This is a genomic window from Rhizobium redzepovicii (assembly GCF_019793435.1).
GTDB classification, from domain to species: domain Bacteria; phylum Pseudomonadota; class Alphaproteobacteria; order Rhizobiales; family Rhizobiaceae; genus Rhizobium; species Rhizobium redzepovicii.
In genome coordinates, this window is the sequence record NZ_JAILYH010000011.1 from 42,937 (window position 1) to 65,913 (window position 22,977).

Here is a 22,977-nt window from a genome sequence, read left to right on the forward strand (position 1 = left end):
ATAACGGCTTACGACTTCGGCGGACCCGACTCGTCGTCGGCGAGCACGCGCCAAGCGGCCCCCTGAAGATCGTCGTACTGACCGTTCCCAAGAGACCAGAGAAATGCCGCAAGCCCTATGCCGCCCATGAAGAGCGCGATCGGGATGAGATAGATCAGCATGTTCATGCGATTCTGGCCTCCCCGCCACTCTCGGCCGGTTTCGGCGAACGTCCGGCACGGGATCGCGTGGCGGCAGCGTTGAGCCGAAGGGCGTTGGTCACCACGATGATCGATGACGTGGACATTGCCACCGCTGCGATCAGCGGCGTGGCAAGACCCGCGATCGCCACCGGCACCGCCAGCACGTTGTATCCGATCGCTAGCGCAAAATTCTGGCGTATCAGTGCAGCCGATCGCCTCGCGACTGCGATCGCTTGAGGGACCGCATCCAGACGGTCATTGAAGAACACAAGATCGGCGGCCTGTCGGCCGATGTCAGACGCCGTGGCGGGCGCCATGGACACATGGGCGGCAGCAAGCGCCGGTGCATCATTGATGCCGTCGCCTACCATCAGGACGCGGTGGCCGGATTCGCCCAGTTTTTGACACTCGCCGACCTTTTGCCGTGGCGTCAGCGCCCCCATCGCCCGGCTGATGCCGAGCACCTGTGCGACGTTGTCGACCACGCTTTGGCGATCGCCTGAGATGATCAACGTTTCAAACCTGGTTGACCCGAGTTCCTTGATCGCGTCTTGCGCACCCTGGCGAAGCGCATCCTCGAAGAAGAACCGCGCGAGCATTGCGCCGTTGTGGGAAAGCACGACTTCGGAGAGCGGGCTGTCGACCGTCGACCCCGGTAGAATTGCGCCACATGCAAACGCCTCGTTGCCCAGCCGGTAGATCTCGCTGCCGCGCGCGGCTTCGAGCCCGCCGCCGGGGATTTCGTTGACGCGCTCGAATGGCGTTCCAGCGTGCCCGACGCTTCTGGCCAGGGCTTGCGACAGCGGATGCCTCGAGTGGACGGCCAGTCCAGCCGCTTTCGCGAGATCCGCCTCGTCGGCGGCTTCGACCCGGACCAGCCTTGGGCTGCCCATGGTCAGAGTGCCCGTCTTGTCGAAGGCGACCGTGTCGACCTCCGCAAGTCTTTCGAGCGCGGAGCCGTCTTTCACCATGATCCCCCTGCGGAAAAGCTCGCCAGCCGCCACGACCTGGACGACGGGAACCGCAAGTCCGAGGGCGCATGGGCATGTAATGATAAGCACGGCGACTGCGACCAGCATCGCATGCTTCCAGTCTCCGCCAATGAGCCCCCAAGCAAGAAACGAGACAAGAGCGAGAAGGTGGACCGCCGGGGAGTACAGTGCGGCAGCGCGATCGGCGATGCGCCGGTAGCGTGCCCTCCCGCCCTCGGCAGCCTCCATGAGGCTGATGATTTCGGCCAAGAGAGAGTCCTTGGAGAGCTTGGTGGCGCGGACGACAAGCGAGCCAGTGAGGTTCATGGCACCTGAGCTGACCGCGACGCCGCTGGCGACGGCGACCGGAGTGCTTTCGCCGGTAACGATCGCAAGATCGAGATCGCTTTCGCCGACGACGACCATTCCGTCCACCGGAATCCGTTCGCCGACCGCGACGGCGATCTCATCTCCCACGACGATTTCATCAAGCGGAACGTAACGGCGCGATCCATTGGGCGCCAGGAGCAGTGCCCCACGCGGCGCAAGTCGGGCGAGCCCATTGATGGCAGCGCGGGCCTTTTCGCGCATCACATGATCCAGCGTCCTGCCGATAAGAAGGAAGAACAACAGGGACACGGTCGCGTCGAACCATGCGTGTTCCCCATGATGGGCGGTCTCCCAAAGCGAAACCGCGTAAGAAAGGCTCACGGCCAAAGAAATCGGCACGTCCATGTTCGTGCGACCATGCTTCAACGCGTTCCATGCCGACCGGAAAAAGAACCGCCCCGCGTAGACCAGCGCGGGTGCTGCGATCATCGCCGAGATCCAATGGAACAGATCCCTTGTAGCAGCGTCGGCGCCGGACCAGACCGAGACGGACAGAAGCATGATGTTGGCGGCCGCAAAGCCGGATACTCCGACGGCGAGGAGAAGCTGGTTCCTTGTCTTGTCGTTCTCCGCGGCAAATGGTGTGAAGAGATGGGCGCGGTATCCAGCGCCGTTGATCGCGGCGATGATTCCAGTCGGGTCGGCAGCACCATCTTCAGTTTTTTCGGCGTACACGCAGGTTACGCGCCGCGATGTGAGGTTCACCCTGGCCTTCCGAACGTAGGGGAGCGCCGAAAGGGCCTTCTCCAATGCCGATATGCAGCTCCCGCAGTGGGCATCGGGGACGCTCAGATCGAGCTGCCGTAGTCCCTCGCCCAAAGAATGGGCTGCGAGCGCGATTTCCTCGGCGCTGACTGATGTGGTGCTCATCGCGAGAACTCCATCCGCGTTCATCATGCAGCACGTCATTCGCCAAACCCCGCGGTATCGAGGCGGGAGGCCTCGTGCATCACGACCCTGCCTTCTTTTCGCGAAACGACCTCGACGATCCAGTCACCCGAGGCGACACGGTGCTGGGACTCAAACTGTCCTTCGCCGATTTTCGTGAATGCGACGTGGAAATCCTCGTGATCGCCCACAGGGCGTTTGAAATTTGCGGCCACCTCATCGACGAGCGTGGGAGAGCCGTCGCGATTGCGGATGTCGTAGTGGATGCGGCCGCCGGCCAGCGACAGTTTTCCGATGATACCAGACGCCGCCATCGCCTTCATCGCCGCTGCTTTGGCGTTGAACTCCTGGCTAGCGACATAAGTGTTCTCGACGACGAGACCGCTCCAGCTCGACGAGGCGAACCAGGCCATGGTCACGTTGACGCCGATCACCACCGCGAAGAACGAGCATGTGGCAAGCAGCATGTGCCGCCCTGTGAATCCTTGGGTGGAGGTAGTCATTTGGCGTCTCCCGGTGTGTTGAATGCGGCGCGATAGGTCGCTCTATCGGAATGTCCGGCGTCCTCGATGGCAAAAAGGAACTCGCTGATCGCGGCGGTCGACTGTTTGCTCGTCACGAAGACCTTGACTGTTGTCGCGACGTCCGGCGCAGCTTCGATGATAAAGGTCCGCGCGCCCTGCTTGGCTAGTTCAGGAATGCGCATGCTGGCGCCGTCGTCGAGGCCTAAAAGGCTGAGCTCGATCCTGCGTGGAGCGGGAACCATATTCAGTATTCGCAGTGTGTAGCCGTTGCGGATGGAGCCGTCGCTTTCCAAAACGTATTGCGGGTTTCGATCGTGAACCACGTTGAGCTCCAGTCGCTCGCGCATTGCGAGATGGACCACCATGGCGACGCCGATCAAAAGCCAGGTGACTGCATAAAACAGCACGCGTGGACGGAATATGATGCGCCAGTCGAAATGCCGGATGGCCTCGACGAACGAGCCGTCGGCATTCCGCACCTTCGAGGGCTGGACCGGCGTTCTTCCGTCGTCCGTCGCAATGGCCATGTTGGCCGCGTATTCGCTGAGCGTCGCATACGCTATGAGGCCACGCGGCTTTCCCAGCTTGTCCATGACGCCATCGCAGGCGTCGATGCACAAGGCGCAGGTAATACATTCCATCTGCTGTCCGTCGCGGATGTCGATACCCATGGGGCAGACGGCCACGCAGGCGTTGCAATCGACACAATCGCCGACCGATTGACCGGCAGCCAAGATCTTCTTGGAGTGGCGTGAGCGGGCCTCACCGCGCCAATCGTTGTATGTAACGACAAGAGAATTTTCATCGAGCATCGCGCCTTGGATTCGCGGCCACGGGCACATGTACGTACAGACCTGTTCGCGCATCAGCCCGCCGAGGACGTAGGTGGTCGCAGTGAGAGTAGCGACGGTCGCGTAGGCCACGACAGGTGCCTTCGCTGTGAAAAGCGAGACGACAAGCGTCGGCGCGTCGGCGAAATAGAAGATCCAAGCCCCCCCTGTCGCGACGCCGATCATCAGCCAGATTGCGTGCTTGATGACCCTTTTTCTTGCCTTGTCGAAAGTCCACGGCCCGGCATCAAGCTTCATGCGGGCGTTGCGGTCCCCCTCGATCGCCCGCTCGACGACAAGGAACAGATCGACCCAGACGGTTTGCGGGCAAGCATATCCGCACCACGCCCGCCCGACGGCAGATGTGACGAGAAAGAGACCGAACCCTGCCATGACAAGCAGGCCCGCTACGTAATAGAATTCCTGCGGCCAGATCTCGATGAAGAAGAAGAAAAAGCGCCGTGACGCCAGGTCCACCAGAATAGCCTGATCCGGCGCGTAGGGTCCTCGATCCCAGCGAATCCAAGGAGCCAGGTAGTAGATCCCAAGTGTGATCATCATCACGATCCACTTGAAACGCCGAAAGCGCCCTTCGGCGCGCTTGGGAAATACCTTCTTTCGGGCAGCATAAAGTGGTTCACGTTTGCCGCGGGCGTTCACGGGTTCCGCGTCTATCCGTTCGACCGGGCTGGGATCTGGTGCTGTGTAGATATTCATCGCGCTCTGTCCGATTTTCACCGCCTTCTTCTCAGCTCTGCGAGAGCCCGTCCTTGATCCAGGTCAAGAATGACAACTGAAAAAAATGGGCCACGCTCCGGACAGGAAGCGCGGCCCCAAGGGGTTGGTGCCCTTCGTTGTGGCGGCAAGCTGGCGTCGGCTCACCTTGACGGGCCTAAATGATGGCCACGCCTCGGAACGAAAAGGCGTGGCCTGGAGGAACTGCGGGGAACGTCCTGGGAAGGTTGTCTACCTGCTTGTCGGCTTCTGATCTTTGAGCCCGATCAAACTTACCATCGAATTCCCGATCTTTTCAGCGTCCGTCTGTTCGGACTCTGCCGCGATTGGCTTGGCGCGTACGGAAACGCGCGAGTGGACGACTGCGCGCGGTACGCCGTAAAGAGCGAGCAAGGGATTATGGTCGTGTGTCGTCATGTTGGTATCCTTCAGGTCCCGCCGCCAAGAGAGTGGACGAACACAGTCAGTTCCTTCACGGTGCTGTCGCCCAAACGGGCAGCCCACGACGGCATCACTCCATGCTTGGGCGCCGTGACCTGGCGGGCGATCGCGTCCTCCCCTCGTCCCTTGAGCCAGATCGCGTCGGCAAGGTCAGGAGCACCCATGTCAACCTTGCCTTTGGCGTTCTCGGCGTGGCACGCCGCGCAATTGTCGAGGAATATCTGCTTGCCAGCTTCCGCAGCCGCTGGGTTAGAGGGCGTGTTAGTCAGGCCCCAGACATAGGCCGCGACCTGTTTCGTCTGATCTGGACTCAACATGTCGGCGAAGGCCGGCATCTCAGAGACGTGCGTGTCTGCATCCCCGTCGAAGCGAATACCGTGCGCGATCGTCGTGTTGATGGAATCGAGGTCGCCTCCCCATAGCCAGTCGTCGTCGTTCAAATTGGGAAACCCCGGCCCGCCGCTGGCTCCCGAGCCATGACACGGCGCGCAATTCACCTTGAAGGCCGAAGCCCCGCCGGCGATCGCGAACTCGCGCAGGGCTGGATCGGCGTCGATCTCCTGCACCGTCCTGGTGGCGATCATATCGTGAAACTTCATCTGCCCCGCCTTGGCGACGTCGACATCCTGTTGGAGCTCGGCGCGGCTGGAGAACCCTAGATAGCCCTTGGTGGCAGAAGTGATCATGGGGATCGCGGGATAAGCGAAGGCGTAGCCGATGGCCCACAGGATGCAGACGTAGAACGTCCAGACCCACCATCTGGGCATCGGATTGTTAAGCTCGCGGATCCCGTCCCATTCATGGCCCGTAGTTTCGACGCCGCTGATTTCATCGACATGCTTTTCCGACATCTCAGTCATCCTTCAGGGGAATATCGGCGGCTTCGGCGGCCGTCTGCTTGCTGCCGGGGCGAAGGGTGTAGAGGACGGCGCCCACGAAGAAGGCGGCCATTGCCAGCAGACCCCAACTGTCGGCGAAGTGTCTCATTGCAGTATAGGTTTCCATGGATCACCTCATCGGTAGCCGGTCGCGTCGTCGTAGGTCGAGAAATCGACCAACGTTCCGAGCATCTGCAGGTAGGACACCAGGGCGTCCATTTCGGTCAGCCTGGCGGGATCGCCGTCGAAGTCGCCGACTTTCGCCTTTGGATAGCGCTCGAGCAGCGCCGTGGTGTCGGCGTTCGGATCAGCCTGCGTCTTCATGTCGGCCTGAGCATTGGCCAGCATGTCGTCCGTGTAAGGAACGCCGACGTCTTCATTGGCCTTGAGGTCCATGCCGATGTCCTTGACCGAAATCTCGTTCGTCTTCAGGAACGCGTATTTTGGCATGATCGATTCAGGCACAACCGCCCGCGGATCGGAAAGATGTTGGACGTGCCATTCGTTCGAATAGCGGCCTCCGACACGAGCCAGGTCCGGGCCGGTGCGCTTGGAACCCCACTGGAACGGGTGGTCATACATGGACTCGGCCGCCAGCGAGTAATGGCCGTAGCGTTCCACCTCATCTCGGAACGGCCGTATCATCTGGCTGTGGCAGAGATAGCAGCCTTCGCGAATGTAGATGTTTCGTCCGGCCAGCTCGAGAGGAGTGTAGGGACGCATCCCCTCCACCTTCTCGATGGTGTTCTGGAGATAGAACAGAGGAGCGATTTCGACGATGCCGCCGATGCTCACGACGAGGAGCGAACCGACAAGAAGGAGGGTGGCGTTCTTCTCGAGGATCTTATGCTTGTCTAATATCGATGCCATTTTTCACCTCACTCGGCAGGCTGTGCCTGGGGCACGTAAGCGGTCGGAATAGCTAGCTCATCGCGCAGGTGGCCGCGGATCGTCATGACGACGTTCCAAGCCATCACGATCCCACCGGCCAGATAGAGGCCGCCTCCGACGACGCGCAGCACGTAGTATGGGAACATGGCGGCCACGGTCTCCGCGAACGAGTAGACAAGGAAGCCCTGCGAATTATACTCGCGCCACATCAGACCCTGCTGGATCCCGGCCACCCAGAGCACGGCGGCGTAAATGACGATGCCGAGGGTGGCGAGCCAGAAGTGCCAGTTGACCATTCGCAGGCTGTAGAGACGCTCGCGTCCCCAAAGCTTGGGCGTCAGATAGTAGATCGCCCCGAAGGTGATCATGCCGACCCAGCCAAGGGCTCCCGAATGCACATGGCCGATCGTCCACTCGGTGTAGTGGCTGAGCGAGTTGACCGTCTTTATCGACATCATCGGACCCTCGAAGGTCGACATGCCGTAGAAGGCGATGGCAATGATCATCATCCGGATGATCGGATCGGTGCGCACTTTGTCCCAAGCCCCCGAAAGGGTCATGAGGCCATTGATCATGCCGCCCCAGGACGGCATCCAGAGCATGACCGAGAAGACCATGCCGAGAGTCTGGGCCCAATCGGGCAGCGCTGTGTAGTGCAGGTGATGCGGGCCGGCCCAGATATACATGAAGATCAATGCCCAGAAGTGGATGATCGACAGCCGATAGGAATAGACGGGTCGGTTGGCCTGCTTCGGCACGAAGTAGTACATCATGCCAAGGAAGCCAGCGGTGAGGAAAAAGCCGACGGCGTTGTGGCCGTACCACCATTGTGTCAGAGCGTCCTGGACCCCGGAGAAGACGGAGTAGCTCTTCGAGCCCAGAAAGGACGCGGGAACGGCAAGGTTGTTGACCACGTGCAGCATCGCAATCGTCACGATGAAGCCAAGATAGAACCAATTCGCGACGTAGATATGAGGTTCCCGACGCTTTAGGATCGTCCCAAGATAGACGGCTAGGTAGGCCACCCAAACGAGCGTAAGCCAGACGTCGACGTACCATTCCGGTTCCGCATATTCTCGGGCTTGATTGATGCCAAGGACGTAGCCAGTCGCCGCCATCACGATGAAGAGCTGGTATCCCCAGAAGACAAACCAGGCGAGGCTGCCGCCGAACAGGCGCGCATGACAGGTCCGCTGGACGACGTAGAAGGAGGTCATGATGAGCGCGTTGCCGCCGAAGGCGAAGATGACGGCCGAGGTGTGCACGGGACGGAGACGGCCGAAGTTGAGATACGGCGCTAGATTGAGGTCCGGGAACGCCAACTGTGCAGCGACGACCACGCCGACGAGAAAGCCGACGACGCCCCAGAAGACCGTAGCGATCAGTCCGTAGCGGATGACCTCGTCGAAATAACCCGACGTATCGGCCTTCGGCTGATTTCCAGCCGGCGAAAAGTCGACCTTCCTCAGCAGTAATATGGTGCCTGCGCATAGACAGACGCATAGTATGCCCATATGGACCGCAAATAGGTGATCGTGCGCGAAGGCGGCTCCTAGCAGGGCCAGGAAAGCAGCGACCGCGACCACTACTGTTTCCGTTGTGTAGTTCATGATGTCGTCCCCAGTGCGCAGACGACCGCGTCGCGGCCGGCTCTCTCGTACTTTGAGGCAGGACTGTCATGGGTGCGGCCCGGCCTCCTTGATCTAGGTCAAAGAGCGAGGACTTTGGCGCCCAGGCATGGCGCAGTTACATGCTGTTACACAGTCTCACCATTTGCAACGGGCCAATCATTCCGGTGTGACGCGGGTGCTGTCTATTTCAGGCATCGAAAACGCGGGGACACCAAGATGCTGATGCAGAATCGCCAAGCTTTCCAACCAGTCGAAGCCGCCTCGGACATTGCGCGCGGCGGGCGTTCGCTTGGTTCGTTATTCCAGATGTCGACGGTTGAACTCGTTCCGGCTGGAAAGGCTATCTGCTGGGAAGGCGACGCTGCGAAGCATCTCTTCCAAGTCGTGGAGGGCGTCGTCCGCCTCCAGCGCATCATCGGCGAAGGACGCCGCGTGATTACCGCTTTCCACTTCGCAGGCGACGTTATCGGCGCCTTTTTGCAGAGCGACTTCCTGTTCACGGCCGAAGCCGTCACCGACTGCAAGATCCGCCGCGTTTCGCGCAAAAGCTTCAATGAGGAGGTTGGCCGGTGCGACTTGCTGCGTCCGGAATATATTTCCCTGCTCTGCAAGGAAACCGTCGCGGCTCATGACCAGATGGTGCTTCTCTCCAAGAAGAATGCCGAAGAGCGGTTGTGCACATTCATCGCCAGACTGGTGTCCCGTCGCAACGCCGAGGTCCACAAGGGCCTACTGCGGATTCCCATGAACCGACAGGATATCGCGGACTACCTCGGCCTGACCATCGAAACGGTCTCCCGAACGATCACCAAGCTTGCGTCCCGCAACGTCCTCCTTCCGGAAGGGCGCCACGACCTGAGGATCGTGAACCTGCGCCGGCTGCAGGAGCTGTCGGGCAACCCGGATGATTTTTCAGAGAAAACCTGCCATAGCGTCAGTCTCCACTAATCGAACGCTGGATAAGCCATGCCGCATCGTCTCGTATCGCCACGCACCGCCTCCTATCAGGAGCTTGATGTAATGGTTCATGTGCTGGACGGCGCGGACATTCTGATCCATCGGTTCGAGGGCACCATCACCCATTGGTCGATCGGCTGCGAAAACATGTACGGGTGGACCAGGGAAGAGGCTGTCGGCGAAAAAGTATACGAGCTTCTCGCAACCCGGTTTCCGGAGCCGGTAGACGAGATACGAAACCAGCTCAAGCAAAGAGGGTCCTGGCAGGGCGAAATCGTACACCGCCACAAAAGCGGGCATGAGATCCACACGGCGTCGCGCTGCGTGCTTGTGAACCTTCCCGATGGCGACCTCGCCATCATTCAGACCAACAGCGACGTCAGCGCCCTGAAGCAGGCTCAGGACGCGGTCAAATCGCGCGAGGCCCACCTGAGTTCAATTCTGGACACCGTGCCGGACGCCATGGTGGTCATAGACCACAAGGGAACGGTGCTTTCGTTCAGCAAGGCGGCCGAAAAGCTGTTTGGCATGCCGTCCGAACAGATTTGCGGGCGCAATGTCAGCACCCTGATGCCGAACCCCTACCGCGACGCCCACGACGGCTACATCGATCACTATCTCGAGACCGGCGAGAAACGCATTATCGGCTATGGGCGTGTCGTCACCGGGCAGCGGGCCGACGGCACCCAGTTCCCAATGGAACTCCACGTCGGGGAAGCTACTGCGGACGGCCAGCGCATCTTTACGGGTTTCGTCCGCGATCTGACAGGTCGCTTCAAGATCGAGGAAGACCTCCGCCAGGCGCAAAAAATGGAAGCCGTCGGACAATTGACGGGAGGCCTGGCGCACGACTTCAACAACCTTCTGACCGTGATCAGCGGTAATCTGGAGATGATCGAGGACAAGCTGCCTCCCGGCAAACTTAGAGACATCCTCCGGGAGGCCCAGGACGCGGCAGCCGACGGCGCTAAGCTTACAGGCCAGTTGCTTGCTTTCGGCCGGCGTCAGCCTCTTAACCCGAAGCATGCCGACCTCGGCCAGCTTGTGACAGGATTCTCGGACTTGCTTGGCAGAACTCTCGGAGAGGACATCAAGCTCACTACGACGATCGCGGGATCCGATCTGAACGTCGTGGTTGACAGCTCGCAGCTTCAGAACGCAATTCTCAATATCGCTCTCAACGCGCGCGACGCCATGCCGAAAGGCGGCAGCCTGACCACCGAAATCTCGCGCGTGCACCTCGATGCCGACTACGCAAAGATGTATCCCGAGGTTCGCAGCGGCAATTTCGTGCTCATTTCCATGACCGACACGGGAATTGGGATGACGGAAGAAGTGAGGAAGCATGCCATTGAGCCCTTCTTCACCACAAAGGAAGTAGGATCGGGAACGGGACTCGGGCTGAGCATGGTCTATGGCTTCGTCAAGCAGTCCGGCGGCCACCTTCAAATCTATAGCGAAGCTGGTCGAGGCACGACGATACGGATCTACCTCCCCGCCGTGACCGGATCCAAGCTACAGGAATCTGGTCTGCAGGCAGAGAAAAAGGAGAGCCCGCTTCCTCGAGGAAACGAGCTGATCCTGGTTGTGGAGGACGACGCTCGTGTCCGCCGGGTAGCTGTCGCGCGGCTCGGCGATATGGGATACGCGGTGCTTGAAGCGGACAACGGCCGTGGAGCACTCGAAATCCTGCGCAAAAACGAGGAAATCGCGCTTCTGTTCACCGACATCGTCATGCCCGGCGGCATGACCGGCGACGAGGTGGCGAGGGAGGCTCGGACCCTTCGGCCGGACATCGCCGTTCTCTTCACGTCGGGCTACTCAGAGCCGGCCCTTGCAACGACGGACGTCATTTCCGGTGCTCAATGGCTTCGCAAGCCCTATACCGCGCGAGAACTGGCTTCCATGATTCGCGAGCTTCTCGATCGGCGCTGATAGGCGCGGTTGCCCATTGTTGATCGACACACCTATGCTTCGTAACATTTTGGCAACCCGGATGCGGCAGCCGGTGCCGGGAGCGCGGCTTCACGTTGACTGGTGAAATTACCGGACTGCTTGATCCAATTTCGCCGGTGCCGATCTCCAACCGACAAGTCACGGAACCCGTCACCTCTTCAAAGAACACTGGCCCGTTCTCGACGCCAGGCCGCGACCCTCGCCCTGCCGAAATGGTCGAAGTGCCTCCGATTGATCGTCAGACGCACTATTCCGCTGCTGCGCCCAATGACGCCATAATCAAAAGGCCGAGCAAGCGTCGGCGGAGCACTGTTCTTTCAGGCAAATCCGATCGATGACGTTGTCCGTTCGAAGTCGGGCTCAGTCTTGAAAAATTGATTTTATCCAGGTTTGACGAGCATCAAAGAGCGCTGCGCTGCCATGTCCTAGAAGTGTCCCCGAGGCCAAATCCGGCCCCGCAAACAGGAGACATGAAAATGCGTTTGAAATTCGGTCTGATCGCTGTGGCTGCAGTTCTTGTTACCTCGGCGGCGCCGATGATGGCTGCCGATCACCAAGTTCAGTTGCTCAACAAGGGCGCCGACGGAGTAATGGTATTCGAGCCGGGCTTCGTCAAAGTCGCTCCAGGAGACACTGTCACTTTCGTCCCGACCGACAAGAGCCATAACGTTGAAACGTATAAGGGTCTCATTCCCGAGGGCGCAACCGAGTTCAAGTCCAAGCCCAACGAGCAGTTCCAGGCCACGTTCGACGAGCCGGGTGCATATGTCGTCAAGTGCACGCCGCATGCCGGCATGGGCATGGTCGCGCTCATCCAGGTGGGTGAGAAGCCGGCGAACCTCGACGCCATCAAGACTGCCAAGGTACCGAACCCGGTGCGTAAGCGCCTCGATGCCGATCTCGCGCAGGTTACCCAGTAACGCAGCTTGAAACAGCGGGTGGCGGCAGAACCGCCGTCGACCCGCCGACTGGACCTATGACAATGATCAAGCATCTCATGCTGGCTGCCATCGTTGCTGTCTGAGGCGCAAGCTTCGCCAACGCGCACATAACGCTGGAGCAATCCCAGGCAACCTCCGGAAAGGCCTACCGGGTAGGTCACGGTTGCGAGGGCAAGGCAACCATCAAGATCCGGGTAAAGGTACCCGAGGGACAGCTCTCCGCGAAGCCCATGCCGAAGTCCGGCTAAACCATCGAAAAAGTCCACGCCGCTTACAAGAAGAGCTACGACCTCTACGGAAAGCCGGTGAAGGAAGGCGTCAGCGAAATCGTCTGGAGTGGCGGGAGTCTCGCGGACGACGAATATGACGAGTTCGTTTTCCGGGCAACCGTGGCCAAGGAGCTGCCGCTCGGAACCCGCATCTACTTGCCGGTTGTCCAGGAATGCACCGATGGCGCCGTGGAGCGCTGGATCGAAATTCCAGCGGCAGGGAAGAATACCGACGACTACGAGACCCCCGCGCCGTACTTCGACGTCGTCGAGCAGCCGCGTTCGTGATCGGATTGTCGCTCATGTGGTCAAGGATTCCGAATTGGGCGACGTTCATCCTTTCTGTCCGAGCAGCAGCCCTGCTGCTCGTCCTGGCGGCACTCGGCGGCCTCCTGCTGGCGAGCGCGCAAGCTCACGCCGTTTTGAGGAGTTCCTCCCCTGCCAACAACGAAATTCTGGATCGGTCGCCCAGCCGGGTCGATTTCATTTCAACGAGGTGGTCAGACTCGTCAGCGCGAGTGCCACCGACGCTTCGGGCGACCGGATAGATCTGCAAGGAGATATCGCCGGCTCGGTGGTCCTATTGAATCTGCCGGGCTCGATCTCTCGCGGCACTACGATCGTAAGCTACCGGGTGGCGTCGGAGGACGGTCATCCGATCGGAGGATCCGTCGTGTTCCACGTCGGTACCCCGACGGCCACGTCCACCGAAGGTGTCCGTTTCGCCTCTGGCGATCGCGATCTGGGTCGTGCACGCCTCATCCATCATCTTTCTTGCTGTGGTCGTCGGGAGAGCATTGTTCGACCGATGGTTCGGCATTGGGAACCCCTCCCCGTCGCGACAAGATCTCGCTGCCTTCCTCGGCGTCCTGCTGTTCTCCACAAACATCTACCTTCAGGGGCTCGACGAAATTGGCGGCGATCTGAGACTAGCCGGCGTTACGGCCGCTCTCTACGGGCGAAGCGATGCCTCATGGCTGAAGACATCCAGCAGGCGAAAGCAAAGCCGCCGTTGCGAGATTACGGATACCTCGGGCAAAATCCTTGCCGTGGTTCCAGCCTATCGGTGAGCCTGCCGAGACTTCGTTTCGGACAAACATTCTCTAGCTGAGTGCTCTGACCGCCAACTTCTCCGAATGATCTTTGGCGAATCCTTGCATCGCCTCAGCCATGCGCGAGCCGAAACGCGACCCGATCACCGCAAGCGTCGCCGCCTCCTCAGCGACTTCACCAATCGTATTTTGAACGTAGTCCGACGTCACCTCGAGAGCATCGTTATGATCGACGCTTTTAGCCAGATCTCCAAGAAAGCTCATCCACGACTTGCCCCAGCAGGTCGCGAACATCATCGCTTCGGATTGACAACGCAGCGCTGCGGCAATCGACTCGAGTTGGAGTTGAGTGCATAGCTTTGCGAAGCTCTCATTTCCCGAGGGGGGATCGAACGACGAATTTCCGAAATGCTCTAAGATCACGGGGAACCTCCTGGTTTGAGGGAATTTCGGTAAGCCTTGGAACGTTAATCTTTTATTCCGCTACGGCCCGACAGCGATCTCACTGAAATCCCGTAGAAGACGTGCGGTGGCGCCGAGAGCACTGGCAGTTCGGCGAGCTTTAGAGACCCCGTTTCCCACCAGTCGGAATGCTGCCTCAGCAGCGACCAGGCATGAACTCTTTCGTCATGCCTGAAACTATCGTCTGGAAACTCTTCGAATTGGCCCTCGATGACGACGCTTGTCCATCCGCCCCCGCTCGCCAGACGCTCGACGTGCAGACACACTTTGTCGTTCGCCCGCATCCAGTCAAGCGTCCTGCCTGGCATCGAAAAACTGTAGGCCACGTTTCCCGCAAAGGCGAAGTAGATTGCCGCAATATAAGGCTGGCCATCCCTGCAGCACGCCAGGTGTCCGAAGCGCGCGTGTTCAAGGATTTCGTAGCATTCCGCGTGGCTCAACTCCCGTAGCGCAAATGCCATGAAAGGATCCTCCTCATTATGGTCACGGGAGGGATGCTAACGCTCCGGTGGCGTCGCGTCTTTGATCGAGCGCAACGGACATCCGGAAATCGGCTCGACCATTCCGCATCGACGAAAGCTGGATTGTCGTGAAAAACCGCGATCGGGCTGCGACTGCCACCAAACGACAGGCATTCTAGGCTGCCTCGATGACGGCCACAGACACTGGCTGCGCGTCCTGTCTTTCCAATGCTTTCAGGATCTGGCGAACGATTTCCCGTTCCGCTTTAATATGCCGACGCATGGAACAGAAGAACGAGCGTAAAAGATAACCAATCGCATCCCAGGAGAGATGGCATCGTCCCGCCTTCAGCGCGCAAATCGCGTCGACGACTTCCTGCGCGGCGTCGGCATCGAACAGTCTGCTCGTCCTGCGGCGCTCGACAGCCTCCGTCAGCTCGTCATCGATCATGATCAAACCCAGGTGCGATGAAACGACTCGCGCCTCCAGCAGATGCGTTGTGCTGAGAAGGGGAACGAGACCGTGGATGATGGTCTCGCATAGTCTGTCTTCGATATGGCAAGGCAGGAAGTCGGCGATGGCTTCGAGTAGATCGCACCAGCCCATGAGCTGCCCGTAGCAGGCCTCGAGCTCGGGAAAATTTTCCGTAAGAATGTTCGTCATGTCCTATCTCTGCAGAAAAGGCTGGTGGCGATCGCAATGGCCAGGACGGCGGTCACAACGCCGCAGGACGCCCATACGAAAGAGCGCTATCGCAAACGTCACGATGACAGGGGTCGCTATCGACAGTCCGATTTGAGCATCAGTCATCCGGCTCTCCTTTTCGGCGACAATAGGAGGTCCCCGGAAGACCTTCTTTGAGATCGATCAAAGATGGATTGAGTTAAGCCCCGACCTCTCATCTGGGGCTGCGAACCTGGTCATCATCGGAAAGGGCTGGCAGACGACAGACCGCTCGGCAGCCGAATTTTAAGAGCTGCGTCATCGGGAAGACGCTCCCAGGTCCAATCGACCTCCGTGATAATACGCAGCCGTATGACACGACGCCGACCTGTCGCATCGCTCTCCGCCGGGATTGGATGAGGTCCTGTTTGCGTTCCCGCAAACACACGATGCCATCGCGGCCCCAAGCTCACATCATGACTTCGACCGACGTTAACCAGGATGTGCACGGCCGAACCGCGTCGGACGGCGGCGACCTTCTTGTGTGGATACTTGCGTGGAGCGAACTAGCGGCATTCGGTGCGCTGCTGACGGCCTATGTCATCGCCTCGTGGATACACCCCGATGAATTCGCCAAGGGAGCGGCGAGGCTTCATCAGACGCTCGCCCTCGCCAACACCATTATCCTCCTGACCAGCGGGTGGTTTGCGGTAAAGGCCGCAAGCTGCTGGCATCAGCGGAGCCAGTGCCTGATGTTGCTCGGAGCGGCGGGTGGCGGCTTTTTATTTGTAGCGCTGAAGCTTTATGAATATCGGCTGGAAGGAGTCTCGCTGCTTGCCGCAGACACTTTCTCGCAACTATATCTTCTGATCACCGGCTTCCATATAGCGCATGTCCTGTTCGGGGCGTTGCTGCTCGTGCTCGTCGCCCGCTTCCCGTCACCTCAGAATGTACATTTGTTGACGACGCTCTGGCACGTGATCGATATCGACTGGCTGGTGATGCTTCCTGTGGTCTGTCTTCTATGAATACAGGGCGTGCCAGTACCCGTCCTTCGAGGGCGTTTGCCAGCTTCTGGCGCTTACATCGTATGTTTCAGCCGCCGGGCACGTTCAGGCGGCGATGCCGAAATTTGCGTTCGCGGTCATCGTCACAGTTATCGGAGTGTGGAAAGTGCGCTTCGTCGTCCTCGACTTCCTGGGAGAGCGACAACACCACTCTCCAATTGGGCGGGCGCTTGTCGCCTGGGCAAGTGCCGTGCTCGCCATCGCGCTGACGAAGGCTCTAATGGCTTAACCTGACATCGCGTTCTCGCGGTTTCACATCGAACACATGCCACAGGACGTGGCACTCGCCGACATTGCCCGAATAGAACTGAGCCGAGCCACCGCGGCTTGCGTCATTGAAGCTTTTCCAGGCATGAAAGAGCGGTACGTCCGTCTGAGCCTGGCTATCCTGGCATGTAGACGAAGAGGGAAGCTTCCATTCGTCGAAAGCGAAATTGAGCGGCTGGTCCAGGCAGTCCTCTCGTCGCCCTTGGATCAGCCACTCGCCGACAGCGTGCGGCCCGCGTTCAGGGCCGCCCCCGTGGGCTAGCGATCTGGCCAGACTTCAAACAGTTGGACGACCCCGGCGCGTCGGACCGCGAAAACCTGCCGTCCGAAGGCGGCGATCAGCAGACTGCCAGCCGACCATCTCAAGAGGCCCGACGGGCAAAGGACGCCGACGACCGCAAGCGCAACCCCTTAGTTATCAACCGCTTCTAAAAGATCCTCGCCATGGCGATATGGTCAACGTCGACCGGCCAACGGACGATCGTGAGGACGAGGACGCGAGCGCATCCGACGAACTTGATGAGATCACTCGCCCCGCTGCGCACGAGCTTGCGACCTCCATCCTGGTCGACGTCTCCCTATCCACCGATTCCTGGATCGACAATAGGCGGGTTCTCGACGTTGAAATGCAGGCCCTCGACATCTTTGCCCGCGGCCTTGACGCCTGCGGCCATAGCTTCGCGATCCACACGTTCACCTCAAGGCGACGCAACTGGGTTCGGGTCGAAACGATCAAAGGATTCAGCGAAAAATTCTCCGCCGCCACCGCACACCGCATCGCAAGCCTCAAGCCCGGCTACTACACGCGCATGGGCGCCGCCATCCGGCACGTTTCCACGCAGCTCGACCGGCACGGAACGCGGAAGAGACTGCTGCTCATCCTGACGGACGGAAAGCCCAACGACGTCGACAACTACGAGAGCCGGTTCGCGCTTGAAGATTGCCGGAAGGCAGTCATGGAAGCGCGTGGCAGAGGCCGGGCAGTGTTCGCGGTGACGGTCGATCAGAACGCCGGCGACTATCTGCCGGTCATCTTTGGGCGCGAAGGGTTCTCCCTGGTCTCCAACATCGCTAAGCTTCCGAGCGCGCTGCCATCGATTTACCGCAACCTGACGACCTAGGTCAGGACGTCCCACCGGCTACGCCAGGGCACAGATCGACGTACCCGGCGGTGCCAGGGCGCCGGGAGAAACAGCGTGTCGATGGACGGTGAGGAAATTGCCATTCAGGCTCTGCGCGGAAAGCCCCCGAAGCCGGGAGCCGTCGATGGGAGGGTCGGGCGCTTTCGCCCGCGCTCCAGGACGACCCGTCGCATCAAGCGGCCTTGCTGTGACTACGCCCCAAAGAACCGAAGTAGGCGTCAAACGCAGCAGCCACGGCCCGAACCATGAACCGGGCATTCTTGCTAACGAGCACGCGGCTTCCGTCGACGGTCACCACGCCATCGGAAACCAGAGCGTCCAGCCGATCGTTCCGTTCGAGCAGAAGGCGCGGGTCATACCCGGCCGTATTGCTCAACGCTCCGAAGTCAACTTCGAAATCGCACATGAGCCGTTCGATAACAGCCGCCCGGAGCTTGTCCTCCGCGGTAAGGACGTATCCTTTCGCGGTGGGAAGAACTCCGGAGGAAACCATCTCGGCGTAGCGGCCGATCGCGACATGATTCTGGAAATATCCAGCAGGCAGGCGACCAATCGCCGAAGCGCCGAAACCGATGAGGGTATCGCAGTCGTCGGTCGTATAGCCCTGGAAGTTGCGGTGCAGCGTACCTGAAGCGGAAGCGACGGCGAGTTGGTCGTCCGGCAATGCAAAGTGGTCGAGGCCGACGCGGACATATCCGGCGGAGACAAGTTCAGACGCGATCGCTTCTGCCTGCTCGTTACGTTGCCGGGCGTCGGGACGTGCTGATTCGTCGATCAGACGCTGATGCTTTTTGAAAGTAGGAACGTGTGCGTAGCCGAACACGGCGAACCGTTCGGGGCGAAGCTTCACCGCAAGCCTCACCGTATCCACGCACGACTGGACAGTCTGATGAGGCAGGCCGTAAATCAGGTCGAAGTTCGTGCTCGTCACGCCATGGGCGCGCAGTCCGACGATTGCCGCCTGTGTCTGGCCGAACGTCTGGATGCGATTGATGGCTTTCTGAACAACCGGATCAAAGCTCTGGACGCCAAGGCTTGCCCGGTTCACCCCATTTTCTCCGAGCGCTAGGATCATCTCGCTGGTCAACGTTCGTGGATCGATCTCGACCGCGACAGTGCAGTCGTTTTCGAAGGCGAAACTATTCGTAAGCGTCATCATAAGCGCTTTGAACTCGTGCGGCTTCATGATCGTTGGGGTCCCTCCGCCAAAATGCACGTTCTTGACGGGCAAATTGTTTCCGGCAGCCGAAGAAACCATTCCAATCTCTTTGGTCATCACCTCAAGGTAGTCGAGGATCGGGGCGTCCTGCTTGGTGATGGTCGTGTGGCAACCGCAGTACCAGCACATGGATCGGCAGAAGGGGATGTGCAGGTACAGCGAGGCCGGCCCCGTGCCCCTCAAGCCAGCCAGGCCGTTCGAATATTCCTGCGATCCGACGGCATCAGAAAAGGCGGGCGCTGTTGGATAGCTGGTGTAGCGGGGTAGTCGGGCGTCGCCGTATTTGTCGACAAGGGCGTCGGACATTTTCGCATCCTCAAAAAAGCGTGTGATGCGTTATGCGCCTTGGCGAGCGCCTACTCGTTGTCATGGATCAATCACGCCGCGAACAATTTGCCGAAACGCCCAGCCCGCGCTGTGCCAACCGTATGCGATAGAGCGCTAAAATCTTGGGAACTCGCACTCGCCAACTCTCCTGCGAACGTGGATCCCAATACAAAGAGGCACGCATTTCAACAGCCGGCGTTCTTCTTCGCCGCCAACAAGAAAGGTCATGCCAATGGTCCAGCTTCGTGAGCTTGACGTAGGACAGATCCTGCGAAATGGCGGGATGCCCTTCCAAACGGGACGCCGCAGATGCCGGCAACTGATGTGACGAAGGAGCAAGTTTTCGCCGCGTTGCGGGAGATTGAGGGTCCGGAAGTCGGAACGAACCTTGTCGACCTTGGGCTGATCTACGAGGTCGATACGACAGAAGCCGGCGTCGTCAAGATCGAGATGACCACGACTACCCGCTTCTGTCCGGCGTCAGCCTTCATCATCGAGGCAGTCAAGACCCGCGTTGGGACGATCGCCGGCGTCGGCGAAGTAGTCATCGATCTAGTCTACGAGCCTCCATGGTCGGCCGAAATGGCGACGCTATTTTCCTTCAAGCAACCAAGCGTAAAAATTACGGTCGGACGCAAGCCATGAACATCGATCTCAAAGGCCTGGTGCTTGACGCAACCGACCTGGCCGGACGTTTCGGATTGTCGCCCGACGCGCTTCGTAGCCAAATGCGGCGAGGTCTGGTTCGCGGAGTGGTCGAGGCCGGCGTTGGCGAAGACGCCGGGAGGACTCGCTTTTCCGTGCGCTTCGGAAATCGGGTCTGGATTGCGGTCGTTGGCATTGGCGGTGAGAGTCTGAGCGAGGAAATGAAATTCGTCGCCTCCGCTGTGCCTCGGGTTTCAAGCGTTTCGTGCAAAACGGGCGGATAATCACAGCTAAATAACGATCAAGTCCAGCGCCTGCTGCCAGATCCATATTCCACACGTACTTCGTCGCGGGAGGCATGGCAGCAATAGAGGATGCCTGGTTCATCCTCGGTTTCGTTCCAAGGTCGACAGGGTGTTCGGCAAGGTGCCGGAGGCCGGCGGACCCTCACTCGTCTATCGGGTATCTTCGAGCATGAGTGCCGTAATCAGATACCCAACGCCCAGCATGCTGGCGAACAGGTACACGAACAAACCCTGCGCGACGTAATAATCCGTCGGACTCGCTGAGTACATTCCGGCAAACCTGTTGTTCCAAACAACGAACCCGACCGCACACCCCAGCCCAGCACCGGCTGCGAGGCGGGTGAGCATGAATGAAATCAACCGAGGCATCTCGCGTCTCCATGGTCTCCGCGCTCAACGTATGAGCGCTGATCAAGTTCCGGTGGCAAAAGGCGCCTTCGATCAATTGGGGTGGCGTGTGCCGGACGGCGTTCTTGATCAAATTGCGGAGCGCGTCTCTCAACAAGGCTGGGGCACCCCGCAGCAGAGCGGACTCGACCTGCGAAGAGAACTCCAGTGAATGGTTGTTCTCATAGACCATGGAGCGAGTTGAGCCACGATAGACGAGCCTAGCTCGATGAGGTCGATGTCTTCGAAAGTGCTATGGTCAAAACCGTCCAACCGCGCGAGAGCGGTGAGCGGACCGACGAAGCGAACGAGATCGTCGAGATTGGCCTCCGCCTGCCTGGCGCGGGGATGGTCTATACGGCCGAGTTCCAGCTTCAAAACCGCAAGCGGCGTGCAGATCTCATGTGCAATCCCGGATGTTAGGATCTTCTGTGATTTCATTAGCTCTCCGACCCGCTCGAAGGCGCGGTTGACCGCGATCACAACATGGGCGACACATTTTGAAGCGAAGCGCCCGGACTCGTGACCGTCAAGTACCACGAGGAACACTCTTTAGCCGTTTCCCCTTGATATTCGATCGGTACAATTCTATGTAGTTAGTGCTTCGCAAGAAGACATGGTGCTAAACCTTTTGTGCAATAGATGTGCAGGACGCGGCTTCGACGCCGCCGCCTCCACCAACAACCGCCGGCGCGACGGCTGTTGATGGGGGCGACATGGGATCGACTGGCATTGAAAGACAAAAGCTGTGCTCGGCATGATACCACCGTTATCGGGTCAAAATAGTAGTTGCAAACGACAACTATGCGGAAGCTCGTCTCGCTGCTTAATCGCAGTGTGACACTTCAAATCAAGCCCTTGGGGTTCGCACCTTAAGGCGGGGTTCGGAGGTACCTGGCAACAGAAACCTCCACCTTTCCCCTCTCTGTCCTGCTGCCTTTGATTGAATGACGCTATGGTGATGTGGACTAAAATTAGTCAACGAGTAGCTATCTTTTTTCCTATTTTCAGACACTTATCTTGAACTAACAATCGTCATGTTCTCATAAGCGTTGGTACCCGGCGCCTCCACCAAAAACCGGCGGCCGCGAAGGCCGGCTTTTGATGGGGGCGAAACAGGATCGACAAGGGTGCGTGACACTTCAATCAAAGTCCTAGTGGTTCGCACCTCTAGGCGGGGTCCGAAGGCACGTGGCAACAGAAGCCTTCACCTTCTCCCTGCCGCCGAAATCATGTATGCTGCTGAAAAACGTGACTCGGCTCCGGTCTTTCCCAAGGCGCCCGGACGTGGCATATAACCTTGTGAAAAGACTTCCGAACCGACGAAAGACAGGAAAAGCATGGGGCAGGATCATATCCGCTACGACATTCTGGCACAGGATGCACTTCGCGGCGTCATCCGCAAGGTTTTGGCGGAAGTCGGAGCGACGGGCCGCCTGCCCGGCGACCATCACTTCTTCATCACCTTCCTCACAGGTGCTGCCGGCGTACGCATCTCCCAGCACCTGAAATCGAAATATCCCGAGCAGATGACCATCGTCATCCAGCATCAGTTTTGGGATCTGAAAATTACCGAGTCGCATTTCGAGATCGGCCTTTCCTTCTCCGACGTCCCGGAAAAGTTGGTCATCCCGTTCAATGCGATCCGCGGCTTTTACGATCCCTCCGTCAACTTCGAGCTCGAATTCGACGTGCCGCTCGCCGATGGCGAGGAATTACCGTCCGGTGAAATCACCGCGTATCCCGTCGACGCCGCAGCAAAGCCCGATGAGGCCGCGGGCGCAAAACCCGGCGATGGCGAAGAGAAGAAGCCGGGTTCGGTCGTCTCGCTCGACTCCTTCCGCAAGAAGCAGTGATTTGAAGGGAGGCCAAGCCTCCCTTTTTCATAAGGATTAAGGGGCCCGCATGAGCGCCGAAATCGTCAATCTCCGCCAATTCCGCAAGAAGCAGGCCCGCTCAGAAAAGGAGGCGCAGGCCGAGCAGAACCGCATTTCCTTCGGCCGCACCAAGGCTGAGAAGCAACTCACCCGCAGCATGAACGAGAAGGCCGACAAGACCCATCGCGACGGCCGGCTCGAGACTGATGACGACGGCGCGTGAAGCTTTCACGCAAAGCTTGAGCCGCCGGAATACAGTGTGAAGATTTTTTATGCATGTCGTCGTCCCGGAACCGCCGCACACTTCCGGGCGACATGCATTGAGATCAGCCACTTATGCAGCTTCCTTGAATCGATCTACCAGCCAATTAGACGTGAAGCCGCTTCATGATACGCAAGCATTCTGCGACGTTGCACGGCCACCGTACCAGTTTCTCGCTGGAAGACGAGTTTTGGGACGAGTTGAAGGCGATCGCCGCAAGCCGTTCGATACCGCTTGCCGCTCTCATTTCCGAAATCGATGACCATCGGCCGTCGGACAGCAACCTGTCCTCGGCGCTGCGGCTCCACGTGCTGGCCTGGGCGAAGGCCGGCGCTGGCCGCGGATTATAATCAAAT

At 59.2% G+C, this 22,977-nt stretch carries 24 protein-coding genes, 1 other RNA gene and 4 pseudogenes; 15 read left to right on the forward strand and 14 right to left on the reverse strand.

From position 1 onward, the window contains the following. Positions 1 to 8: 8 nt before the first annotated feature. From ccoS to ccoN, 8 genes are all read right to left on the reverse strand, one after another. Positions 9 to 167: a cbb3-type cytochrome oxidase assembly protein CcoS gene (ccoS, locus tag K6N12_RS18530; RefSeq protein ID WP_003592781.1), complete on the reverse strand. Its 159-nt coding sequence runs from the start codon at positions 165 to 167 to the stop codon at positions 9 to 11. Next, positions 164 to 2,452, reverse strand: a complete 2,289-nt coding sequence (locus tag K6N12_RS18535) for a cation-translocating P-type ATPase (protein WP_097628305.1) — start codon at positions 2,450 to 2,452, stop codon at positions 164 to 166. Before K6N12_RS18535 ends, ccoS begins: the two co-directional genes overlap by 4 nt. Then, positions 2,449 to 2,934, reverse strand: coding sequence for a FixH family protein (locus tag K6N12_RS18540; protein WP_003592778.1), 486 nt, complete (start codon positions 2,932 to 2,934; stop codon positions 2,449 to 2,451). Before K6N12_RS18540 ends, K6N12_RS18535 begins: the two co-directional genes overlap by 4 nt. Then, entirely contained in the window at positions 2,931 to 4,502 is a 1,572-nt protein-coding gene (ccoG, locus tag K6N12_RS18545; protein WP_097628304.1) for a cytochrome c oxidase accessory protein CcoG, read from the reverse strand. Before ccoG ends, K6N12_RS18540 begins: the two co-directional genes overlap by 4 nt. Positions 4,503 to 4,948: 446 nt before the next feature. Beyond that, positions 4,949 to 5,812 carry a cytochrome-c oxidase, cbb3-type subunit III gene (gene ccoP / locus K6N12_RS18550; RefSeq protein ID WP_097628302.1) on the reverse strand — a complete coding sequence of 288 codons (864 nt, stop codon included), beginning with the start codon at positions 5,810 to 5,812 and terminating at the stop codon, positions 4,949 to 4,951. Between the two features lies 1 nt (position 5,813). Continuing rightward, positions 5,814 to 5,966 carry a CcoQ/FixQ family Cbb3-type cytochrome c oxidase assembly chaperone gene (locus tag K6N12_RS18555; RefSeq protein WP_003592769.1) on the reverse strand — a complete coding sequence of 51 codons (153 nt, stop codon included), beginning with the start codon at positions 5,964 to 5,966 and terminating at the stop codon, positions 5,814 to 5,816. An 8-nt stretch (positions 5,967 to 5,974) separates the two neighbouring features. Beyond that, positions 5,975 to 6,709, reverse strand: a complete 735-nt coding sequence (gene ccoO / locus K6N12_RS18560; protein WP_097628301.1) for a cytochrome-c oxidase, cbb3-type subunit II — start codon at positions 6,707 to 6,709, stop codon at positions 5,975 to 5,977. Positions 6,710 to 6,717: 8 nt separating this feature from the next. After that, positions 6,718 to 8,340: a cytochrome-c oxidase, cbb3-type subunit I gene (ccoN, locus tag K6N12_RS18565; protein WP_097628300.1), complete on the reverse strand. Its 1,623-nt coding sequence runs from the start codon at positions 8,338 to 8,340 to the stop codon at positions 6,718 to 6,720. A gap of 237 nt (positions 8,341 to 8,577) precedes the next feature. On the opposite strand from ccoN, the gene K6N12_RS18570 reads away from it, so the two are divergent. The 6 genes and pseudogenes from K6N12_RS18570 (at position 8,578) to K6N12_RS34815 (ending at position 13,554) form a co-directional block, all read left to right on the forward strand. Beyond that, entirely contained in the window at positions 8,578 to 9,309 is a 732-nt protein-coding gene (locus tag K6N12_RS18570; protein ID WP_097628299.1) for a Crp/Fnr family transcriptional regulator, read from the forward strand. 18 nt (positions 9,310 to 9,327) lie between these two features. Then, positions 9,328 to 11,253 carry a hybrid sensor histidine kinase/response regulator gene (locus tag K6N12_RS18575; protein WP_097628298.1) on the forward strand — a complete coding sequence of 642 codons (1,926 nt, stop codon included), beginning with the start codon at positions 9,328 to 9,330 and terminating at the stop codon, positions 11,251 to 11,253. A gap of 497 nt (positions 11,254 to 11,750) precedes the next feature. Next, the gene (locus K6N12_RS18580; protein WP_097628297.1) at positions 11,751 to 12,194 is read left to right on the forward strand and encodes a pseudoazurin; all 444 of its coding nucleotides are present in this window, start codon (positions 11,751 to 11,753) and stop codon (positions 12,192 to 12,194) included. Between the two features lie 128 nt (positions 12,195 to 12,322). Further along, a pseudogene (locus K6N12_RS18585) lies at positions 12,323 to 12,772 on the forward strand (YcnI family copper-binding membrane protein). Next, positions 12,666 to 13,109, forward strand: a pseudogene (locus K6N12_RS34810) (hypothetical protein); the annotation flags it as partial. The pseudogenes K6N12_RS18585 and K6N12_RS34810, both read left to right, overlap by 107 nt. A gap of 88 nt (positions 13,110 to 13,197) precedes the next feature. Beyond that, positions 13,198 to 13,554 carry a hypothetical protein gene (locus K6N12_RS34815; protein ID WP_239620452.1) on the forward strand — a complete coding sequence of 119 codons (357 nt, stop codon included), beginning with the start codon at positions 13,198 to 13,200 and terminating at the stop codon, positions 13,552 to 13,554. A gap of 33 nt (positions 13,555 to 13,587) precedes the next feature. Here the strand turns inward: K6N12_RS34815 and K6N12_RS18595 are convergent, their stop codons facing one another. The 3 genes from K6N12_RS18595 to K6N12_RS18605 all read right to left on the reverse strand — a co-directional run bounded on the left by K6N12_RS18595 (position 13,588) and on the right by K6N12_RS18605 (position 15,123). Further along, a complete protein-coding gene (locus K6N12_RS18595) occupies positions 13,588 to 13,959 on the reverse strand; it encodes a hypothetical protein (protein ID WP_097628295.1) in 372 nt (123 codons plus the stop codon). A 44-nt stretch (positions 13,960 to 14,003) separates the two neighbouring features. Next, positions 14,004 to 14,459: a pyridoxamine 5'-phosphate oxidase family protein gene (locus K6N12_RS18600; protein WP_222148937.1), complete on the reverse strand. Its 456-nt coding sequence runs from the start codon at positions 14,457 to 14,459 to the stop codon at positions 14,004 to 14,006. 175 nt (positions 14,460 to 14,634) lie between these two features. Beyond that, positions 14,635 to 15,123, reverse strand: coding sequence for a hypothetical protein (locus K6N12_RS18605; RefSeq protein WP_097628293.1), 489 nt, complete (start codon positions 15,121 to 15,123; stop codon positions 14,635 to 14,637). A gap of 476 nt (positions 15,124 to 15,599) precedes the next feature. On the opposite strand from K6N12_RS18605, the gene K6N12_RS18610 reads away from it, so the two are divergent. From K6N12_RS18610 to K6N12_RS35000, 3 genes and pseudogenes are all read left to right on the forward strand, one after another. After that, positions 15,600 to 16,151: a cytochrome c oxidase subunit 3 family protein gene (locus tag K6N12_RS18610; RefSeq protein ID WP_097628319.1), complete on the forward strand. Its 552-nt coding sequence runs from the start codon at positions 15,600 to 15,602 to the stop codon at positions 16,149 to 16,151. A 94-nt stretch (positions 16,152 to 16,245) separates the two neighbouring features. After that, the gene (locus K6N12_RS18615; protein ID WP_179867158.1) at positions 16,246 to 16,419 is read left to right on the forward strand and encodes a hypothetical protein; all 174 of its coding nucleotides are present in this window, start codon (positions 16,246 to 16,248) and stop codon (positions 16,417 to 16,419) included. Between the two features lie 544 nt (positions 16,420 to 16,963). Continuing rightward, positions 16,964 to 17,578 (forward strand): annotated as a pseudogene (locus tag K6N12_RS35000) (nitric oxide reductase activation protein NorD); the annotation flags it as partial. Between the two features lie 193 nt (positions 17,579 to 17,771). Here K6N12_RS35000 and hemN read toward each other — a convergent pair. Beyond that, the gene (gene hemN, locus K6N12_RS18625) at positions 17,772 to 19,124 is read right to left on the reverse strand and encodes an oxygen-independent coproporphyrinogen III oxidase (protein WP_222148938.1); all 1,353 of its coding nucleotides are present in this window, start codon (positions 19,122 to 19,124) and stop codon (positions 17,772 to 17,774) included. A gap of 330 nt (positions 19,125 to 19,454) precedes the next feature. On the opposite strand from hemN, the gene K6N12_RS18630 reads away from it, so the two are divergent. Together K6N12_RS18630 and K6N12_RS18635 are read left to right on the forward strand one after the other, a co-directional pair. Continuing rightward, positions 19,455 to 19,790 carry a metal-sulfur cluster assembly factor gene (locus K6N12_RS18630; RefSeq protein ID WP_131711344.1) on the forward strand — a complete coding sequence of 112 codons (336 nt, stop codon included), beginning with the start codon at positions 19,455 to 19,457 and terminating at the stop codon, positions 19,788 to 19,790. After that, a complete protein-coding gene (locus K6N12_RS18635; protein WP_097628289.1) occupies positions 19,787 to 20,074 on the forward strand; it encodes a DUF6522 family protein in 288 nt (95 codons plus the stop codon). Before K6N12_RS18630 ends, K6N12_RS18635 begins: the two co-directional genes overlap by 4 nt. 171 nt (positions 20,075 to 20,245) lie before the next feature. Here K6N12_RS18635 and K6N12_RS34140 read toward each other — a convergent pair whose 3' ends face one another. Together K6N12_RS34140 and K6N12_RS34145 are read right to left on the reverse strand one after the other, a co-directional pair. Then, positions 20,246 to 20,464 carry a hypothetical protein gene (locus K6N12_RS34140; protein WP_097628288.1) on the reverse strand — a complete coding sequence of 73 codons (219 nt, stop codon included), beginning with the start codon at positions 20,462 to 20,464 and terminating at the stop codon, positions 20,246 to 20,248. Positions 20,465 to 20,546: 82 nt separating this feature from the next. Next, positions 20,547 to 20,977, reverse strand: a pseudogene (locus K6N12_RS34145) (sensor histidine kinase family protein); the annotation flags it as partial. A 67-nt stretch (positions 20,978 to 21,044) separates the two neighbouring features. Here K6N12_RS34145 and ssrA point away from each other — a divergent pair. From ssrA to K6N12_RS18665, 4 genes are all read left to right on the forward strand, one after another. Next, positions 21,045 to 21,397: a transfer-messenger RNA gene (gene ssrA / locus K6N12_RS18650) on the forward strand. A gap of 425 nt (positions 21,398 to 21,822) precedes the next feature. After that, on the forward strand, positions 21,823 to 22,338 hold the full coding sequence (locus K6N12_RS18655; protein WP_097628287.1) for an SspB family protein: 516 nt from the start codon (positions 21,823 to 21,825) through the stop codon (positions 22,336 to 22,338). 49 nt (positions 22,339 to 22,387) lie between these two features. Further along, positions 22,388 to 22,582 (forward strand): DUF4169 family protein, encoded by a 195-nt coding sequence (locus K6N12_RS18660; protein ID WP_097628286.1) that lies wholly within the window; start codon positions 22,388 to 22,390, stop codon positions 22,580 to 22,582. Between the two features lie 164 nt (positions 22,583 to 22,746). Next, complete coding sequence (locus K6N12_RS18665) at positions 22,747 to 22,971, forward strand: ribbon-helix-helix domain-containing protein (protein WP_097628285.1); 225 nt, start codon at positions 22,747 to 22,749, stop codon at positions 22,969 to 22,971. The last annotated feature ends 6 nt before the right edge of the window (positions 22,972 to 22,977 follow it).

Coding starts and splice junctions, on each gene's coding strand:
- K6N12_RS18610 (WP_097628319.1), top strand. CDS start 15,600: ATGACTTCGACCGACGTTAACCAGGATGTGCACGGCCGAACCGCGTCG.
- K6N12_RS18635 (WP_097628289.1), top strand. CDS start 19,787: ATGAACATCGATCTCAAAGGCCTGGTGCTTGACGCAACCGACCTGGCC.
- K6N12_RS18555 (WP_003592769.1), bottom strand. CDS start 5,966: ATGGAAACCTATACTGCAATGAGACACTTCGCCGACAGTTGGGGTCTG.
- K6N12_RS18665 (WP_097628285.1), top strand. CDS start 22,747: ATGATACGCAAGCATTCTGCGACGTTGCACGGCCACCGTACCAGTTTC.
- ccoP (WP_097628302.1), bottom strand. CDS start 5,812: ATGTCGGAAAAGCATGTCGATGAAATCAGCGGCGTCGAAACTACGGGC.
- hemN (WP_222148938.1), bottom strand. CDS start 19,124: ATGTCCGACGCCCTTGTCGACAAATACGGCGACGCCCGACTACCCCGC.
- K6N12_RS18540 (WP_003592778.1), bottom strand. CDS start 2,934: ATGACTACCTCCACCCAAGGATTCACAGGGCGGCACATGCTGCTTGCC.
- K6N12_RS18605 (WP_097628293.1), bottom strand. CDS start 15,123: ATGACGAACATTCTTACGGAAAATTTTCCCGAGCTCGAGGCCTGCTAC.
- K6N12_RS18655 (WP_097628287.1), top strand. CDS start 21,823: ATGGGGCAGGATCATATCCGCTACGACATTCTGGCACAGGATGCACTT.
- K6N12_RS34140 (WP_097628288.1), bottom strand. CDS start 20,464: ATGCCTCGGTTGATTTCATTCATGCTCACCCGCCTCGCAGCCGGTGCT.
- K6N12_RS18535 (WP_097628305.1), bottom strand. CDS start 2,452: ATGACGTGCTGCATGATGAACGCGGATGGAGTTCTCGCGATGAGCACC.
- K6N12_RS18660 (WP_097628286.1), top strand. CDS start 22,388: ATGAGCGCCGAAATCGTCAATCTCCGCCAATTCCGCAAGAAGCAGGCC.
- K6N12_RS18580 (WP_097628297.1), top strand. CDS start 11,751: ATGCGTTTGAAATTCGGTCTGATCGCTGTGGCTGCAGTTCTTGTTACC.
- ccoN (WP_097628300.1), bottom strand. CDS start 8,340: ATGAACTACACAACGGAAACAGTAGTGGTCGCGGTCGCTGCTTTCCTG.
- K6N12_RS18600 (WP_222148937.1), bottom strand. CDS start 14,459: ATGGCATTTGCGCTACGGGAGTTGAGCCACGCGGAATGCTACGAAATC.
- K6N12_RS18615 (WP_179867158.1), top strand. CDS start 16,246: ATGCCGAAATTTGCGTTCGCGGTCATCGTCACAGTTATCGGAGTGTGG.
- ccoG (WP_097628304.1), bottom strand. CDS start 4,502: ATGAATATCTACACAGCACCAGATCCCAGCCCGGTCGAACGGATAGAC.
- ccoS (WP_003592781.1), bottom strand. CDS start 167: ATGAACATGCTGATCTATCTCATCCCGATCGCGCTCTTCATGGGCGGC.
- ccoO (WP_097628301.1), bottom strand. CDS start 6,709: ATGGCATCGATATTAGACAAGCATAAGATCCTCGAGAAGAACGCCACC.
- K6N12_RS18570 (WP_097628299.1), top strand. CDS start 8,578: ATGCTGATGCAGAATCGCCAAGCTTTCCAACCAGTCGAAGCCGCCTCG.
- K6N12_RS18575 (WP_097628298.1), top strand. CDS start 9,328: ATGCCGCATCGTCTCGTATCGCCACGCACCGCCTCCTATCAGGAGCTT.
- K6N12_RS18630 (WP_131711344.1), top strand. CDS start 19,455: ATGCCGGCAACTGATGTGACGAAGGAGCAAGTTTTCGCCGCGTTGCGG.